The following is an 18,079-nucleotide window of genomic DNA, read 5'->3' on the forward strand; positions in this document are numbered from 1 at the left end:
GGCCCGTGCGGCCCTGTCCCCGCCACCTGGTGGGCGGTCAGCCCTCGTTCTCGTTCTCGATCTCGTCGAGCAGCGAGGCCAACGGGCCTTCCGCCGTGCCGTTCACCTCAGCGACGATGCGGGCGGCCAGCTCGCGCAGCGGGGCCTCTTCGAGGAAGAGGGTGATGGGGACCTCGACGCCGTGCTCGTCGCGGAGCCGGCCGATGAGGTGGACGGCGGTGAGTGAGTCGCCGCCGGCCTCGAAGTAGCCGACGTCCAGGGCGTCTTCGCCGGGCAGCTCAAGGGCCTCGATCAGCAGCGCGTGCACCCGGCCGCCCAGGTCGTCCGCCGTCTCGACGGGTTCCCCGCCCGGCGAGGTGGCCGGCGGCGGGTCGGCCGGGCGCAGCGCCGGGTAGGACTGCCGGGTGAAGACGCGGGGCGTCCGCGCGGCGCGGCGGGCGCCCGGCGGGCGTTCCGGCGCCTCGGCGAGCACCGCGTGCACGTTGGTGCCGCCGATGCCGATGGAGCTGACGCCGGCCAGTCGTGGCACGCCGACCGCACCAGGCCAGGGCTCGGCGGCGCGCGGCAGCCGGAACGGGCCGTCGTCCAGGCCCAGTTCGGGGTTGGCGCTGCTGACGCCGGCGGACGGCACCAGGGTGCGGTGGTGCAGCATCAGCGCCGTCTTGATCAGCGCGGCGACGCCGGCCGCCGCGTCCAGATGTCCGATGTTGGCCTTGACGGAGCCCAGTGCGACCCGGCCCCGGCCGGCGCCCGCGAAGGCGGCCGCCGCCGCCTCGGCCTCGACGCGGTCGCCGAGCCGGGTGCCGGTGCCATGCGCCTCCAGATAGCGGGCCTGCGCCGGGTCGAGCCCGGCGGCCGACCACGCCTCCTCGATGGCGGCGGTCTGCCCGGCGACGCCGGGGGCGGTGAAACCGACCCTGCCCGCCCCGTCGTTGGTGACGGCGGTGCCCCGGATGACCGCGTGGACCGGATCGCCGTCGGCGAGGGCGTCCTCCAGGCGGCGCAGCACCACCAGGCCGACGCCGTTGCCGGGGACGGTGCCGGCGGCGTGTTCGTCGAACGGGCGGCAGCGGCCGTCCGGCGCGTAGATGCCGCCCTCGTAGTAGGTGTAGCCGCGCGGTTCGACGGCGTCCACGGCGACACCGCCGGCGAGCGCCGCGTCGCATTCGCCGCCCAACAACGCCTGGACGGCGAGGTGTACGGCGGCCAGCGAGGTGGAGCAGGCGGTCTGCACCGTCATGCTGGGCCCGTCCAGGCCGAGCCGGTAGGAGATCCAGGGGGCGAGGAACTCCCGGTCGGTGAGGATGCGCAGCTGGGTGGCGCCGATGGTGGTGGCCAGCCGGCGGTCGCGGCCGGCGGCGAACAGGTGCTCGGTGAGGCTGCCGCCGACATAGACGGCGGTCCTGGCCGGCGCCTTGTCGGGGTGGTAGCCGGCGTCCTCAAGGGCGGCCCAGGCGCTCTCCAGCAGCAGCCGGTGCTGTGGGTCGAGCGCGGCGGCCTCGGCGCGGTGGAAGCCGAACGCGGCGGCGTCGAACCGGTCGGCGTCGGCCAGCCATCCCTTGGTGGGGACATAGGCGGGGTGGCTCAGCTCGTCCTCGGGGACGCCGGCGGCGCGTAGCTCGTCGGCGCTGAAGTCCCGTAGGGAGCAAGTGCCTTGGCGCAGGTTGGCCCAGTAGGTGTCCAGGTCGGCGGCGCCGGGGAAGCGGCCGTGCATGCCGGTGATCGCGACGGATCCGGCGAGGTCGTCGGCGGTCGGGGCGGGGGCGGGATGCGTCACGGTGTGCTGCCTTTCCTGGGTCGGGCGCCGCGTGCCGCGGTGCGGCGTCGGCGGCGGTCCTGGCCGCGCCGAGCGGCGTCGCTTTCGCCGTCCGGGATCGCCGGACGGTGCCGCGGTCGGTCCAGATGGGCCGCCAGGGCGGCCGGGCTGGGATGCCGGAAGAGGTCGACCAGGGTGAGTGCGGGCACCCCGTCGCCCCGTTCGTTTGGCGCCCCGTCGAGCGCTTCGCCCAGGGGTTCGTTGAGCGCCTGGAGGACGGCGAGCAGCCGGACGGAGTTGCCGCCCAGGTCGAAGAAGTTGTCGTGGGCGCCGATCCGTTGGTGGCCCAGCACCTCGGCCCAGACGGCGGCGACCCGCCGTTCGGTCGCGGTCGCGGGTTCGACATGGGCCCGCTCGGGGTCGGCCGAGGTCCGGTGCGGGGCCGGCAGTCGGGCGCGTTCCACCTTGCCCGAGCGGTTGAGCGGCAGTTCGTCGAGGTGGGTGACGTACTCGGGGACCATATAGCTCGGCAGCCGCTCGGCGAGGTGCCGGCGCAGCGCCGCCTCGGTCGGTCGACGCCCTTCGGCCGGCACCACATAGGCCGCCAGATGCCGGTCGGTGGCGTCGCCGCGCACATCGGCGGCCGCCATCGCGACCTCCGGATGGCCGGCCAACACGCTCTCGATCTCGCCGAGTTCGATCCGGAAGCCACGCACCTTGACCTGGGTGTCGACGCGCCCGAGGTAGTGCAGCCGGCCGTTCGCGTCGAAACGCCCCAGATCGCCGGTGCGGTACATCCGGGAGCCGGACGGGCCGTAGGGGTCGGCGACAAAGCGCTGGGCGGTCAGCCCGGGCTGGCGCGGATAGCCCCGGCCGAGGCCGGCGCCGGCGAGATGGATCTCGCCGGTGACACCGACCGGGACGGGGCGCAGCCCGGAGTCGAGCACCATGACACGGGCGCCCGGCACCGGCTCGCCGATGGCCACCGGGACGCCGGGCCGCAGGTCCTCGGTGGTGGCGTAGACGGTGGCCTCGCTGGGTCCGTAGGCGTTGACGATGCGCCGGCCGGGCGCGGACCAGCGTTCGACGAGTTCGGCCGGGCATGCCTCGCCGCCCACCACCAGGCTCCGCAGCTCGGGCAGCCGCCCCTCGGGGTCGGGGACGGAGAGGGCGGCGGACGGCGGCAGGAACACATAGCTGATGCGGGAGTCGCGCAACCGGGCCAGCAGTGGTGCGCCGAGGCGTTCGTCGTCGCCGGCGATATGCAGTTCGGCGCCGGCGGTCCAGGTGAGGAAGAAATCGGAAACGGCCACGTCGAAGCCGAAGTTGACGTACTGCAGCACCCGGTCGTCGGCGTCCAGCGGGAACGCGGCGCGCACGGCGGCGCAGAGGTTGGCAAGCGCCCGGTGTTCGACGCCGATGCCCTTGGGGGTGCCGGTGGAGCCCGAGGTGTAGAGGAGATAGGCGAGGTTCCTGGGCGTTGGCGCGGGCGCGGGCTCGGGTGCGCGTTCGGGTGCGCGTTTGTGCTGGTCGGGTAGGTCGATCCGGAGGACCGGGGGGCCGAGCAGGTCGGCGAGCGGGGCGGTGGTCTCCTCGGCCAGCAGCAGCGACATGGAGGAGTCGTCGGCCATATAGCGCAGCCGGGCCACCGGGTGTCCCGGGTCGAGCGGGAGATAGGCGCCGCCGGCGCGCAGCACGGCGAGCGCGGCGAGCGCCATTCCCGCGGAACGGGGCAGCAGCAGCCCGACGACGGTGTCGGGCCGCACCCCGGCGGCGCGCAGCCGGGCCGCCAACAGGTCGGCCCGCTCCAGGAGTTGGCGGTAGTCGAGGGCGGTGTCCCGGTCGCGGAGGGCGGGTGCGTCCGGGTGCAGTTCGGCCTGGGCGGCGATCAGGTCAGGCACCAGCGGTTCGGGCGGGGCGGCTTCGGCGGTGCGGTCGCCGGCCTTCGCCAGCCAGGCCAGTTCGTCGGCGGGCAGCAGGGCCGCGGTCCTGACGGGCGCCTCGGGGGCGGACAGCAGGGAGTCCAGCAGCGTCTCGAAGGCGCGCACCCAGCGTCGGGCCGTGTCATGGCCGATCAGGTCGGTGGAGTGGATCAGCGAGGCGACCAGTTCGTCGCCGATCCGCTCCACATAGAGCAGCAGGTCGAACTTGGCGACGTTGAGTGGGAGTTCGACGCGGCGGGTGTCGGTGTTCGGCAGATCGAGGACGAGTTGGGTGTCGTCGTCGTAGGCGAACATCACCTGGACCAGGGGGTCATGGCCGATGGCCCGGTGGGGCGCCACCGCGTCCACGACCGCCTCGAACGGCGCGTCCTGGTAGGGCTGGCCGGCCAGCAGCCGGTCCCGCGTCCGGTCGATCAGCTCGACATAGCCCGGCTCCCCGGTCAGCTCGCAGCGGATGGCCAGGGTGTTGGTCAACATGCCGACCATGTCGTGGAGTTCGGGCCGGTCCCGGCCCGAGACCGGCACTCCGACGACCAGATCGTCCTGGTCGCAGAGCCGGCCGAGAAACGCGGCGAAGGCGGCGAACAGGGCCATGAACGGGGTGGCTCCCCTGGCCCTGGCCAGCTCACCGAGCCGGGTCAGGGTCTCGGGCGGCAGCACAAAGCGGGCCACGCCGCCCTCGGTGCCGCGCCGGGCGGGGCGGGGCCGGTCGACGGGCAGCGCGGTGGTGTCGGGGGCGCCGGCCAGCTGTCCGGCCCAGTGCGCGACGGCCTCGGCATAGCCGCCGGCGGCCAGCCGCTCCCGCTGCCAGACGGCGTAGTCCGGGTACTGCAGGGCGGGTTCGGCGGGCCGCCCGGTGGCACCGGCGGTGCGGTCGGCGACCTCGCCGGTGAACGCGGCGTAGTCGGCGGCGAGTTCGCGCAGCATCTGCTGCACCGACCAGCCGTCGCACACCAGATGGTGGGCCACCAGCAGCACCCGGTGGCTGCCGTCGTCCACCCCGTAGAGGGAGCAGCGCAGCAGCGGTCCGGTTCCGGTGTCGAAGGGGCGGGCCGCCTCGGCCAGCATCAGCGCCTCGACATCGCCCGCCGGCACCTGGGAATGCCACGCCACCTCGGGGTGCCCCGTCGCCGACACCACCTGGGTGGGGACGCCGCCCTCGCCGGCGGTCCGCGCGGGGAACACGGTGCGCAGCGATTCGTGGCGTGCGACCAGCGCGTCCAGCGCGCGGAGGAACGCGGCCCGGTCGAACGGGCCCCGGACGTGGAACCCGGCGGGCACGTTGTACTGCGCGGTGCCCGGGTGCATCCGGTCCAGGACGAGAAGCCGGCCCTGTGCGGGTGAGACGGGGAACTCGTAGATCACGGCGATCCTCCCTGAGCGGGCCGGGCTTCCGGCGTGGCGTTGACGAGGGCGGCGTCGACCAGGGCGGCGATCCGGGCGGCGAACGCCGGGCGGAGCAGGTCGGCGTGCCGGCAGGGCAGTTCGTGGGCGTCCACGGTGGCCCCCAGGGCCCGCCAGCGGGCGGCCTTGGCCTCGGTGGTGGGAACGTCGGGCTCCCGGCTCGCCGAGCAGAGCAGCAGCCGGCCCCGGTACTGCGGAGGCCGCCAACGGCGGGCGATCCGGGCGTTGTTGAGGCGCAGCCGCAGCAGGGTCTCCAGGACGGACGGTGGCTGTCCGGCGAAGGCGGCGCCGGGTCGGCGCACGGCGTCGATGACCTCGGCACGGTCCAACGGGCCTGCCATGGGCGGTACTTCGGGTGCGTCCGGGACGGACTGGCTCAACAGGACGCTCAGCGACTCCTGTTCGAGCTGCTTCTCGTCGACGGGAACGGTGGTCTCGTCGGCCGTCGCGGGGATGGCATCGAGTACCGCGAGGAGGTCGACGCGTTCGCCTTCGGCGGTGAGGCGCGCGGCCAGTTGATAGGCGAGGAGGCCGCCGAGCGAGTGCCCCAGCAGCAGATAGGGGCCCTCGGGGCGCACGGCGCGGATGCGTCGCAGATGCTCGTCGGCGAGTTCGGCGAGGGTCGCCGGCGGCGGTGCCCCGGGGTCTTCGAGTCCGGGGAGCTGCAGCGCGTGGACGGCACGGCCGGCGGGAAGGTGCGGCAGCAGCGCGGTATAGCCCCAGCCGATGCCCAGTCCGGAGTGGATACAGAACAGCGGTGGCCCGTCGTTGCCCTGACGGACCGTCAGCAGCGGGGCGAGTCCGCCGGCGGGGGCCGCGCGGTCGTCTCCGGTGAGGCGCCGGGCGAGGGTGGCGGGGGTGCGGGCCTGGAAGAGCAGGCCGAGGGGTGGGGCGACGCCCAGCTCCGCCTCGATCCCGGCGGCCAGCCGCAGCGCCAGCAGGGAGGTGCCGCCGGCGCCGAAGAAGTCCAGATCGACGGGGACTTCGGGCAGCTCCAGCACGGTGGCGAAGGCGCGGCAGAGGGCGCGTTCGGCATCGTTGCCCGGCCGGGCGTCCAGCGCGGTCGACGGTGCCGGGGCGGGCTCGGGAAGGGCCGCCCGGTCGATCTTGCCATGGGGGGTGAGCGGCGGCCGGTCGATCACGGCCCAGAGGGTGGGCAGCAGATGGCCCGGCAGGGTGCGGACGGCGTGCCGGCGTGCCCGGTCCAGGGTGCCGCCGGCGGCGAGCACCAGATGGGCGGCGAGCCGGCGTCCGCCGCCGGGCGCCGGCGGGGCGGTGACCACGGCCCGTCCGACGTCGGGGCAGCTCTCCAAAGCTGCCTCGATCTCGGCCGGCTCCACCCGGAAGCCGCGCACCTTGACCTGGTCGTCGGCCCGTCCGGCGAACTCCAGCAGCCCGTCCTCGGTCCAGCGGGCCAGATCGCCGGTGCGGTACATCCGGGCGCCCGGCGGGCCATGGGGGTCGGCGACGAACCGTTCGGCGGTGCGCGCCGGTTGGCGGTGGTAGCCGCGCGCCAGCGCCTCGCCGGCGAGATACAGCTCGCCGGTGCCCCCGGCCGGCAGCGGCCGGAGCCGGGCGTCCAGCACATAGGCCCGCGCGTGGTCCAGCGGCCGGCCGACGGGGACGGCGCCAGGCGCCTCGCAACGGTGGGCGGTGGCGGCGACGGTGGCCTCGGTGGGGCCGTAGGCGTTGGTGACGACGGTGTCGGGGCAGTGGGCGCGGAGCGTGGCGACCGCCTCGGCGGAGACGGCGTCTCCCCCGGTCCACAGCTCGGGCACGCCCGCGACCGCGTCGGGCGCGAACTGGGCTACGGCGCGCAGCAGTTCGGCGGTGAGCAGCAGCGCGCCGACCCGGTGGGCGGCGAGCGCGGCGCCGAGCGTGCGGGGGTCGAGCGGCCCTGGTGGGGCGACGACCACCGTGCCGCCGGTGAGCAACGGCACCCATACCTCGTAGCTGGCGGCATCGAAGGTGTGGGGGCTGTGGAAGAGCACCCTGCGGTGTCCTGGACGCCGGAAGTGGCGGTCCGCGGCGAAGGCGACCAGGCCCCGATGGGTGACCAGCACGCCCTTGGGCGCGCCGGTGGAGCCCGAGGTGTACAGCAGACAGGCCACCGCTTCGGGGTGCGGCTCTGCCGGCGGGTCCCCGGGTGCCGCCGGGGCGGGCCCGTCGGGGGTCAGCCACTGGGTTCCGTTCGGCGCCCAGGGGGGCCGTTCGGCGGCGACCACCAGCCGGGCGCCGGCGTCCCGCAGCAGTCGGGCGAGCCGTGCCGGGGGCTGTGTCGGGTCGATCGGCAGATAGGCGGCGCCGGCCTTGAGCGCGGCGAGTTGGGCGACGATCAGCTCGGCGGAGCGGGGCAGCGCCAGCGCCACCACCGTCCCCCCGGCGGCCCCGGCGGCCGTCAGGCGGGCGGCCAGCCGGTCCGAGGCGTCGTCCAACTCCGCGTAGCTGTAGGTGCGTTCGCCGTCCTCGACGGCGGGGGCCGAGGGGGTCCCGGCCGGTCCGGCGGCAAACCGAGCGGTGACGGTCGCGGGCTGCGGCGGGGCCTGGGCGGCGCCGCGTCCGGCGCTGAGCAGCGCCCGCAGCTGGTGGTCGGGCAGCACATCGAGCCGCGCCGCGTCGGCCTCGATATCGGTGCCGGCGAGCAGTTCGAGGGCGCGCACCAGCCGTTCGGCGAGGCCCCGGGCATCGACGGAGCCCCGGTGCCCGAACCTCAGCAGCCAGCGGTGGCCGGCGACGACGGCGACGGAGAGCGGATAGTGGGTGGCGTCCCTGGTCTCCAGCAACGTCGGGCCCGCATCGGCGGCGAGCCCGGCCCTGGGGTAGTTCTCGAAGGCGAGCACCGTGTCGAAGAGCGGGCCGCCGCCGGGGTGCGCGGCGGCCTGGAGATCGGCGAGTTGCACCTGGTGGTGGGCGGAGAGCGCGAGTTGTTCGTCCCGCAGCCGGCGCAGCAACGCCGCCACGCTCTCCCCCTCCCGCGGCCGGACGCGGACCGGGAGGGTGTTGAGGAAGAGGCCGATCATCCGTTCCACGCCGGGGAGTTCGACGGGGCGGCCGGAGACCACGCCGCCGAAGACCACGTCCCGGCGCCCGGTACTCCTGGCCAGCACCAGCGCCCACGCCAGCTGCGCGACGGTGTTGGCGGTGCAACCGGCGGCGCGGGCGGTGCGGGCCAGGGCGGCGCTCAGCTCCGCCGACAGCTGGACGTCGAGGGTGCCGGCCGGTCCCTGGCCCGCCGGCGGGGCGGTCAGCGGGGTGACTCCGGCGAGGGCGTCCCGCCAGGCGTCGAGCGCGGGCCGCCGGTCCCGGCCGCGCAGCCAGACCAGATAGTCGCGGTAGGGGGCGGGCGGCGGCAGCGGGGCGCCTCGGTAGAGGGCGTTGAGGTCCTGGGCCAGCAGCGGCATCGACCAGCCGTCCAGCAGGATGTGATGGAGCGTCAGCAGCAGTTCGGTGCCGTTGTCGTGCCGGACCTCGGTGGCTCGTAGCAGGGGTGGGCGGGTGAGGTCGAGACGGGGTTCGGCGGCGGGGGCGAGCAGCCGTTCCAGCTCCGCCGTGACCTCGTCGGGCGGGCGGCCGGTCAGGTTCAGCTCGCGCCAGGGCACCTCGGCCCGTCGGGGGATCAGCGCGACCGGCTGGTCGAGGCCCCGGTGGCGGAAGCAGGCGCGGAGGTTGGGGTGGCGCTCCAGGAGCGCGGCGACCGCCTGACGCAGCCGTCCGGGCTCGGGGCGGCCGTCGACATGGAATCTGGCCCGCACCAGATAGGGGTCGGGTCCCTCGGGTTCGAGGAGGGCGTGGAAGAGCAGCCCGTGTTGGGCCGGTGCGAGCGGCAGCACATCGGCGAGTTTGCCGCTCACAACTCCTCCTCGAACGCCAGCAGTTGGTCGTCGGAGAGGTCGACGAGCGGGAAGTCGGCGGCGGTGGGGGCGGCGGTGGCGCCGCCCCGGGTGTGGGTGACCAGCTCGTCCAGCGCCGTGGTCCACAGCTCGGCCAGCCGCCGCACCCCGGCCTCGTCGAGGGAGCCGGCGGCATAGGACCAGCTGGCCACCAGCCGGGGTCCTTCGGGCCCGTCGCCGAGCACCGCGTCCAGCTCCACCAGATGGTCCAGCGGCAGGGCGTCGGCGCCCGCCCCCAGCAGCTCGACGCCGTCGCCGCCGGAGGTGCCGGCTGAGGTGCCGGCGATGCCGCCCAGATAGTTGAACCGGACGTCGGGGGCGGGGAGTCGGGCCAGTTCGGGGCCGGCTTCCTGGTCCATCTCGCGCAGCAGTCCCCAGCCGAGTCCCGCGGACGGCACGGCGCGCAGCCGTTCCCTGACCCGGCGCACCGCCTCGCCGGTGGCCTCGCCGGCCGCGTCCAGCCGGACGGGGTACTGGATGGTGAACCAGCCGACCGCCGCTGAGACATCGGGCCCGTCCGGCAGCCCGTCCCGGCCGTGGCCCTCCAGATCGACGAGGAGCGCGCCGTCGTCCCCGCGCCAGCGGGCGCCGGCGGCGGCGAGCGCGGTCAGCAGCAGTGTCTCGGTGCCACAGCGCCAGGCTGCGGGCAGCTCGCCGAGCAGCGGCGCGGTCCGGTCCGCGGTCAACTCGACGGTGAAGATGGCACGTTCGCCGGCCGCCTGGGCGCCGGCCGCCTGGGCGCCGGGCGGTTGGGCGCCTGCCGGTTGGGCACCGGGCACCAGCCTGGCCTCGGGGCCGGCCAACGCCTGGCGCCAGTAGGGCAGTTGCTCCCGCAGCCGGTCGGCGGCCCGAACCTCGGCGGCCAGCAGGGTGGCCCAGCGGCGGAAGGAGACACCGGGTGGCGGCAGCGTGCCGCCCGCGTCGGGGGCGGTGGAGAGCAACGCCGCCAGGTCCCGGGCGAGCACCCGCCAGGAGACGCCGTCGACGGCCAGATGGTGCACGACCAGCAGCAGCCGGCCGACGCGCCCGGGGCCCGCGTCGTACCAGACGGCGCGCCACGGCCGGCCGGATGCGGGGTCGATCCGGCCGGTGGCGGCCAGTTCGCCGGCGTGGGCGGTCAGCCGCTCGGCCGGCCAGCCCGCCGCGTCCACCCGCTCGACCCCCGGCGCCGTCTCGGCCCGGGCGGGCGGCACCTCGAGCGCCGGCCCTTCCTCGCCGTCCCCGAGCAGCCGCAGACGCAGCGCGCCATGCCGCTCGGTGAGCTTCCGCAGGGCGGCGTCGAGGCGTTTCTCGTCGCTGCCGGCGGGGGTCGGCAGCAGCGCCGCCATCAGGAAGCGGTCCGGTTCCTCGGCGCGTGGCAGCCACCGGCGCATCATCGGGGTCAGCGGCGCCCGGCCCACCCCGTCGTCCCCCGCCGCGCCGGCCGTGGCCTCGACCTCCCTGGCCAGCAGGGCGAGTTGGCGGGGCGTCGAGGCGCCGAAGACTTCCGCCGGGGTGAAGGCGAGGCCGATCGCGCGGGCCCGGTGGGCCAGTTGGATGGCCATGATGCTGTCGCCGCCGAGGTCGAAGAAGCCGTCCTGGGCGCCGACCGAGGGCACGCCGATGACGTCGGCGAAGAGCGCGCGGAGCGCGGCCTCCCCGACGCCGGCGGGCGCGGCCTCCCCGGAGTCGGTGGGCTCGACCGGTTCGGGGGCGGGCAGCGCCGCAAGATCGGTCTTGCCGGCGGGGGTGAGCGGTAGCGCCGCCAGCGGGACGAACGCGGCCGGCACCAGCGCGGCCGGCAGCCGTTCGGCGAGGAAGGCCCGCAGCTCATCCAGGGAGGGCGCCGACCCGGTGCGCGACACCGGGTAGCCGACGAGTCGTTGGTCGCGCTCGACCACCACGGCCCGTTCCACCGCCGGGTGTTCGGCGAGCACGGCGGCCACCTCGGCCGGTTCGACCCGTAGGCCATGGAGCTGGATCTGGGCGTCCACCCGGGCCAGGAAGTCGAGTTGACCGTCCGGCCGGCGCCGCACCAGATCCCCGGTGCGGTACATCCGCGCGCCGGCGGGCCCCCGTGGGTCGGCGACAAAGCGTTCGGCGGTGAGCGCGGGCCTGCCCAGATAGCCATGGGCCAACCCGGGGCCGCCCAGATAGAGTTCGCCGGCCACCCCGACCGGCACCGGCCGCAGCGACCGGTCCAGCACCTGGGCCCGCACCCCGGGGATCGGCCGGCCGATGGGCACCGTCCCGGCCGCGCCGTCCAGCGGATCGGAGAGGGTGACGGCGACGGTGGCCTCCGTCGGGCCGTAGGCGTTGACCATCCGGCGTCCCGCGCCCGCCCAGAGCGCGACCAGCGCCGGCGGGCAGGGCTCGGCGCCGACGCCGACGGTGCGCAGCTCCGGCACCTCGTCGGGCGCCACCCCGGCGAGCAGCGCCGGCGGCAGCAGGGTCGCGCTGATCCCCCGGTCGCGCAGCACCTCGGCCAGCGCCTCGCCGGCCAGCCCGCCGGGCGGCGCGACGACCAGGGTGCCGCCGGCGTGGAAGGCCATCGCCAGCTCGGCGACGAAGATGTCGAACGTCGGCGAACCGGCCTGCAGCACCCGGCTGTTGGCGTCCAGCGCGAAGGCGTCCACCAGGGCGGCGGCCAGGGTGGTGACGCCCGCGTGCGGAACCACCACGCCCTTGGGGCGTCCGGTGGTGCCGGAGGTGTGGATCACATAGGCCGGCTGCCCGGGCAGCGGCGGACCGGCCGGCAGCGGCGGGCCCGACCAGGCGGCCTCGTCGACCACCAGCGTGGGCGTCCCGATGCCGGCCGGCACCCGGGCGCCGGGGGCGACCAGCAGCAGCACGGGTTCGGCGTCCGCCAGCAGCTGACGTATCCGGCGCTCCGGATGGCCGGGGTCGACGGGCAGCTGCGCGGCGCCGGCGCGCTGCACGGCGAGGGTGGCCACGGTGGCGGCGGGGCAACGGCCAAGGGCCAGCGCCACGGTGGCGCCCGGCCGCACGCCGAGGGCGGCGAGACGGCCGGCCAGCCGGGCGACCCGGTCGGCGAGCGTGGCGTAGTCGAGGACCGTCTCGCCGTCGTCCAACGCCGGGGCCCCGGGGCGTTCCGCCGCCCAGCGTTCCACCATCGCCGGCAGGCCGGGCGGCTGGTCGGTCGGGCGCGGCGGGTCGGCCGGCGGCCGGTGGGGTGCCTCGTGGGTCCCCAGCGGATGGTGGGCGACGGGCGTTTCGGGGTGGTGCAGCAGCCGTTCCAGCAGGGTGGCGAAGCTCTCCGCCCAGTGCGCGACGACATCGGGCGGCAGCCGGTCGGTGCGGACCTCGATGGTGCCGGCGAAGCCGTCGTCGGCGTCCTGGACGACACAGACCAGATCGTGTTCGCCGCCGGTGTGGATCCGTTCGGGCTCGGCGAACTCCCTGATCCGCCGGACGCTTTCCTGCCGGGGCAGATACATGAACACCCACTGGAACAGCGGCGATCGGCCGGCGTCGCGGTCCGGCGCGGTGGCCGCCACGATCCTCCCGACCGGCACGTCGGCGTGCGCCAGCACCCGTGGGAAGTCGGCGGCGAACCCGGCGAGCAGTTGGGCGAAGGTGGTGTCGGGGCCGATCCGCCAGCGGGTCGGCACCGCGTTCATCACATAGCCGATGACCCGGTCCAGGCCTTTGGCCGCCCGGTTGGCGACGGGCGTGCCCAGCACCAGATCGTCGACGTCGCCCAGCCGGCCGGCGAACGCGGCGAACGCGGCCATCAGCACCCCGTAGACGGTGGTGCCGCGTTCCCTGGCGAGCGCCCGCACCCGGCGTTCGACGTCGGCGCTCAGCCGGAACGGGAGCTGTGCGATGGCGGCGGAACGGGCGGGCGCGGTGCGGGGCGGGCCGTGCGGCGCCAGCGGCCGGGGCGGGTCGGCGAGATAGTCCCGCCAGAACGCCAGCCGCGCCTCGAACACCCCGGCTCGTTCCAACTCCCGTTGCCAGGAGGCGAAGTCGGCGTACTGGATGGCCGGCCGCGCCGGCGGGGTGCCGCCCTCGCGGACCACCCGGTAGGTGGTGGCGAACTCGGTGTGCAGAACGTCGAAGGACCACCAGTCGGTGACGATATGGTGCAGGCTCAGCATCAGGGTGCGGCGCCGCTCGTCGACGGTGACGAACCGGCCGCGCATCAGGCCCTCGCCGCGCAGGTCGAACGGGCGCCGCCGGAACTCGGCGAAGACATCGTCGAGTTGGCGGTCGGAGCCGCGTAGGTCGATCCGTTCCAGCGTGAAGGGCTCGGCCGGCGGGAAGCTGACGTCGGGGGCCTCGGGCGGTCCGCCGATCCTGGTGCGCAGCACATCGTGGTTGCGCCGCAGCAGGGTGAGCGCCCGCTCCAACTCGGCGGGGTCGACGGGCCCTTCGAAGTGGTAGGCGCAGCACAGGTTGAGCGCGGCGGTGTCCGGATACAGCTCGTCGAAGACCCACAGGTCCTCCTGGGCCGGGCTGAGCCGCAGCGGCGCGTCGCCGTCCCTGGGCGGGACCACCGCCGGGATCGCCTCGGCCTGGCCGGCCTCGACCAGGCGCCGCATCAGCCGTTGCCGCTGCTCGCCGGTGAGCGCGGCGAACCGGTCCGCGAGGGGCGACGAAGACGTCATAGCAGGTCCTTTCGGATGTCGGCGAGCCGGTGCAGCCCCGCGATCACCTGGTCGCGTTCGAGTCCGAAGTCGACAAAGCAGGCGACCTCGTCACAGCCGAGGTCCCGCAGGTCGGCGAGCATCCGGGCGCAGGTGTCCGGCGAGCCCAGCAGGCTGCCCCAGTTGAGATAGCGCTGGAACGCGAACTCGGTGAGGGCGTCCAGCTGTTGTGCGTTCAGCCCGGCGGTGTCGCCGGCCGTCCCCCGGTTCGCCGAGGTCTGCCGCACATAGGAGCGCAGATAGGCCCTGAGCGGCGTCTCGGCCAGCCGTCGTGCCTCGGCGTCGTCCGCGCCGACAAAGGTGTGCGCCATCAGGGTGACCATGCCGCCGTCCCGCGCCCCCGGCTGGACGGGCGCGGCATGGAACGCGGCCCGGTAGCGGCCGATCAGCGCGGCCAGATCGGCGCGGCTCTGGCCGACGGTGGCGCCCAGCACTCCGGTGCGCAGCGAGCCGGCGGCGTCCCAGGTCGCCGGCGAGCCCGAGGTGGTCAGCCAGAGCGGCAACGCGCCCTGGACGGGGACCGGTTGGGGGGTGACGGCGATCCGTTCGCCGGCGCCGTCGGTGAACTCGACGGCCTCGCCGGCCCAGAGGCGACGCAGCAGCGGGATATCGGCGAGGGCCCGCGCGCGGCGGTCGGGGTAGGCGTCGGGCGCCAGCACGAAGTCCGCCGAATGCCAGCCGGTGGCGACGGAGAAGCCCACCCGGCCGCCGGAAAGGTTGTCCACCACGGCCCAGTCCTCCGCCACCCGCAGCGGGTGGTGCAGCGGCAGCACCACGCTGCCGGCGCGCAGCCCGATCCGTTCGGTGGCCACGGCCAGTGCGGCGTTGAGCACCGGCGGGCTGGGGAAGACCTGTCCGACCTGCTGGAAGTGCCGCTCCGGGGTCCAGACGGCGGCGAAGCCGAGCCGGTCGGCGGCCCTGGCGATGGCGAGGATGTCCTGGTATTTCGCGGCGTGGTCGGCGCGTTGGCCGGCCGAGTCGGCGCCGAAGAACATGATGCTCAGTTCCACCGTGGTCATCTCTCCTGGGCGGGGACGCGTCGCTGACGGGGGATGGGCGCCTCCGGCGCGGTGGCCGGCTGCCGGGCCAGCGCGTGGGCCAGGGCGGCGGGGGTGGGGTGGGCGAAGATCTGCGCGGTGGTCACCCGGGGTCCGCCCCGGGCGCCGATCCGGGCGGCGGCCCGCACCGCGCGTAGCGAGTTGCCGCCGAGCGCGAAGAAGTCCTCGTGCGGGCCGACCCGTTGGACGCCCAGCACCTCGGCCCAGACCCCGGCGACGGTGGCGGCGAGCGCCGGGTCGAAGGCGCCGTCGGGCGCGGCGGGCGCCGGCGCTCGGCTCTGCTGTCGGACGGCGGGTTGCGGCGGGAGCGCGACGGCGGCCAGCCGGGTGTCGGGGGCCCGGAGCAGCGTCAGCAGCACCGTCCGGAACGCGTCGGCGAGCCAGCGGACCAGCTCCCCTTCGACGGCGTCCGCCTGGTACTCCCAGGTCAGGGTGAGCCCGGCCGGCTCCCGCGCCGGGCCGTGGTCCTCGGTCACATCGAGCAGCAGCCGGAACCGGGCGACGCCGGTGCGGGGCACCTCGACGCGGGTCTCCACACCGGGCAGGGTCAGCTCGCCCCTGGCGTTGTTCTGCAGGGCGAGCACCACATCGGTGAACGGCTGCCGGCCGGGCGTCCTGGGCGGGTTGAGCCGTTCCACCACCCGCTCGAACGGGATCTCGCCATGTGCCAGCGCGGCCAGATCGGCGCTTCGGACCTCGGCCAGCAGCTCGGCGAGGGTGGGATCGCCGGCCCAACGGGTGCGCAGCACCAGCAGGTTGACGAAGTAGCCGACCAGATCGTCGAGTTCGCCCGCGCCGCCCCGGCCGGCGACCGGGGCGCCGACCAGCACGTCCCGCGCCGCGCCCGCCCGGCCGATGGCGGCGACCAGCGCGGCGTGCAGCACCTGGAAGAGCGTGGCATCCGACGCCAGGGCCAGCGCCTCCAGCCGGCCGTGGGTGGCGGCGTCCACCGCCCGCACCACCGTTTCGGCCTCGGGCGCGGCGACGGCCGGCGCGCCGGGGCGCTCCGGCAGTTGGGGGCCGACTGGGGCATCGGCCAAGGCCCGTTGCCAGTAGGCGAGTTGCCGCTCCGCGCGGTGCGGGTCCAGGGCCTGGGCCAGGGCGTGGTCGGCGTACTGGAGGGGCAGCGGCGGGGACGGCTCGCCGGCATAGGCGCGGGAGAGGTCCCGCAGCAGCGGCGCCAGCGACCAGCCGTCGACCGCGATGTGGTGGAACACCAGCAACAGAGCATGCTCCCCGGGCGGTTCGGCCTCGGCGAGGGCGAAGAGAGCGGCGCGCAACGGGGGTTCGGTGGCCAGGTCGAAGCCGCCTTGGATCGTCTCCCTCAGCCTCCCGGGTAACTCCGTTGCCCGCACGGTGGTTTGGTGCAGTCGCGGGCGGGCGGCGTCGCTCGGCAGCACCCGCTGCGTCGGCTCGCCGTCCGTCTCGTCGAAGACGGTGCGCAGCGCCTCGTGGCGGTCGACGACACGGGCCAGCGCCCGGTCCAGGGCGCCGGTGTCGACCGGGCCGGAGAGCCGCACCAGCAGCGGCATGGCATAGGCGGCGCCGGCGCCCATCCGGTCGAGAAACCAGAGCCCGCGCTGCGCCGTGGAGAGCGGCAGCGCCGCCGGGCGCGGCCCGACGACCCGCCGGGCGGCGCGCGGGGCGACGGCGACCTCGGGCGCCAGCCCGGCGACCGTGGGGGTGGCGAAGACCGCCCCGATGCCCAACTCCGCGCCCAGCACGGCGCGTATCCGGCTCAACAGCCGGGTGGCCAGCAGCGAATGCCCGCCCAGGGCGAAGAAGTCGTCGGCCACCCCGACCGCCGGCAGCCCCAAGACCTCGGCGAAGAGCGCGCACAGCGTCCGTTCCGTCTCGGTGCGGGGGGCGCCGTCGGGGCGGCCGACGGCCGGCGGTCCCGGGGCCGGCAGCGCCGCCCGGTCCAGCTTGCCGTTGGCCAGCAGCGGCAGCTTCTCCAGCACCAGCCACTCCGCCGGCACCATGAACTCCGGCAGGACATCGGCGAGATGGGCCCGAAGCTCGGTCGTGGAGATCTCCTGGCCCTGGCCCGGCACCAGATAGGCCACCAGTCGGCGCTCGCCCAGCTCGTCATCCCCGGCCAGCACCACGGCCCTGGCCACCCCGGGCCGGCGGGCCAACACCGCCTCGATCTCGCCGGGTTCGACCCGGAAGCCCCGGATCTTCACCTGGGCGTCGGCCCGTCCGACGAACTCAAGGACCCCGTCCCGGCGTTGCCGCACCACATCGCCCGTCCGGTACATCCGTTCCCCGGGCGCGCCGAACGGGTCGGCCACAAAGCGTTCCCCGGTCGCCGCCGGCCGGCCCAGATAGCCGAAGGCCAGCCCCTCGCCCGCCGCGTACAGCTCCCCCGGCTCGCCGTCGGGGACCGGGCGCAGCCGCCCGTCCAGCACCCGCAGTCGGCGGCCGGCCAGCGGCCGCCCGATCGGCACCGGTTCGCTCGGGGAGACCGCCGTCGGCCGGACCCGGTGCGTGGTGAGGAACACCATGCCCTCAACAGGGCCGTATCCGTTGCGGAGTTCGAGCGCGGGCCAGCGCCGCAGCGCGCGGTCCACATGCGGCGGGGACAGCGCCTCGCCGCCGACGGTGAGCCGGGCCAGCCCGTCAAGCGCCTCGGGGCACTCGTCCAGTACAACGTTGAAGAGGCTGGCGGAGAGATACATGTCCGTGACGCCGTGCCGCCCGACCAGCCGGCCGACGACCAGCGGGTCGGGGCGTCCCGGTGGGTGCAGCACACAGGTGCCGCCGCCGACCAGCGGCCCCCACAGCTCCAGCGCGAAGGCGTCCCAGGAGAGCGGCGCGCACTGGAGCCAGACGGCGCCAGGGCCGAACGCGGCGAAGTCCTGGCCGGTGACGGTGGTGGTGATCGCCCGGTGCGCCGCCCACACGGGCTTGGGCCGGCCGGTGGATCCGGAGGTGAACATCACACAGGCGGCGTCGGCCGGTGTCGCCCGGTCCCCGGCCAGGTGCCCGGCGTCCGGGGTGCCCCGGACGTCGATCCAGCGCACGGTGGCGTCGTCCAGGGGTGCCGGCCGGTCGGTGACGACGGTTTCGATGCCGGCGTCCGCGATCATGGCGCGCAGCCGCCGCCCGGGCAGGGCGGGGTCGAGCACGGCGTACGCGGCGCCGGCCCCGAGCACCGCCAGCAGCGCCACCACCAGTTCGACGCCACGGTCGAGACGCACCCCGACGATGGCGCCGCGTCGGACGCCGCGCTGCCGCAGCAGGGTTTCGAGGTCCCCGGCCCGTTCCGTCAACTCGCCGTAGGTGACGCGCTGTTCGCCCGCGATCAGCGCCGTTGCTCCGGCGTCGTGCCGGGCCACCAACTCGTGCACGCATCCGATCGTGGGGGATGGCATGG

6 protein-coding genes are annotated in these 18,079 nt (G+C 75.6%); all 6 read right to left on the bottom strand.

Features of this window, described 5'->3' with window-relative positions; genetic code table 11:
• Positions 1-37: 37 nt before the first annotated feature.
• From AOM46_RS16800 to AOM46_RS16825, 6 genes are read right to left on the bottom strand one after another with little or no spacing between them, the layout of a single operon-like run.
• Complete coding sequence (locus AOM46_RS16800) at positions 38-1,777, bottom strand: beta-ketoacyl synthase N-terminal-like domain-containing protein (RefSeq protein WP_062212205.1); 1,740 nt, start codon at positions 1,775-1,777, stop codon at positions 38-40.
• Entirely contained in the window at positions 1,774-5,064 is a 3,291-nt protein-coding gene (locus AOM46_RS16805; RefSeq protein WP_062212208.1) for a non-ribosomal peptide synthetase, read from the bottom strand. Before AOM46_RS16805 ends, AOM46_RS16800 begins: the two co-directional genes overlap by 4 nt.
• Positions 5,061-8,954, bottom strand: coding sequence for a non-ribosomal peptide synthetase (locus tag AOM46_RS16810; RefSeq protein ID WP_062212211.1), 3,894 nt, complete (start codon positions 8,952-8,954; stop codon positions 5,061-5,063). The genes AOM46_RS16805 and AOM46_RS16810 overlap by 4 nt, the downstream gene beginning before the upstream one ends.
• A complete protein-coding gene (locus tag AOM46_RS16815; RefSeq protein WP_062212214.1) occupies positions 8,951-13,603 on the bottom strand; it encodes a non-ribosomal peptide synthetase in 4,653 nt (1,550 codons plus the stop codon). Before AOM46_RS16815 ends, AOM46_RS16810 begins: the two co-directional genes overlap by 4 nt.
• The gene (locus AOM46_RS16820) at positions 13,600-14,661 is read right to left on the bottom strand and encodes a MupA/Atu3671 family FMN-dependent luciferase-like monooxygenase (protein ID WP_062212217.1); all 1,062 of its coding nucleotides are present in this window, start codon (positions 14,659-14,661) and stop codon (positions 13,600-13,602) included. The genes AOM46_RS16815 and AOM46_RS16820 overlap by 4 nt, the downstream gene beginning before the upstream one ends.
• Positions 14,658-18,077, bottom strand: a complete 3,420-nt coding sequence (locus AOM46_RS16825; protein ID WP_062212220.1) for a non-ribosomal peptide synthetase — start codon at positions 18,075-18,077, stop codon at positions 14,658-14,660. The genes AOM46_RS16820 and AOM46_RS16825 overlap by 4 nt, the downstream gene beginning before the upstream one ends.
• Positions 18,078-18,079: the final 2 nt, after the last annotated feature.

This window comes from Streptomyces sp. NBRC 109706, from assembly GCF_000974485.1.
GTDB lineage: Bacteria > Actinomycetota > Actinomycetes > Streptomycetales > Streptomycetaceae > Streptomyces.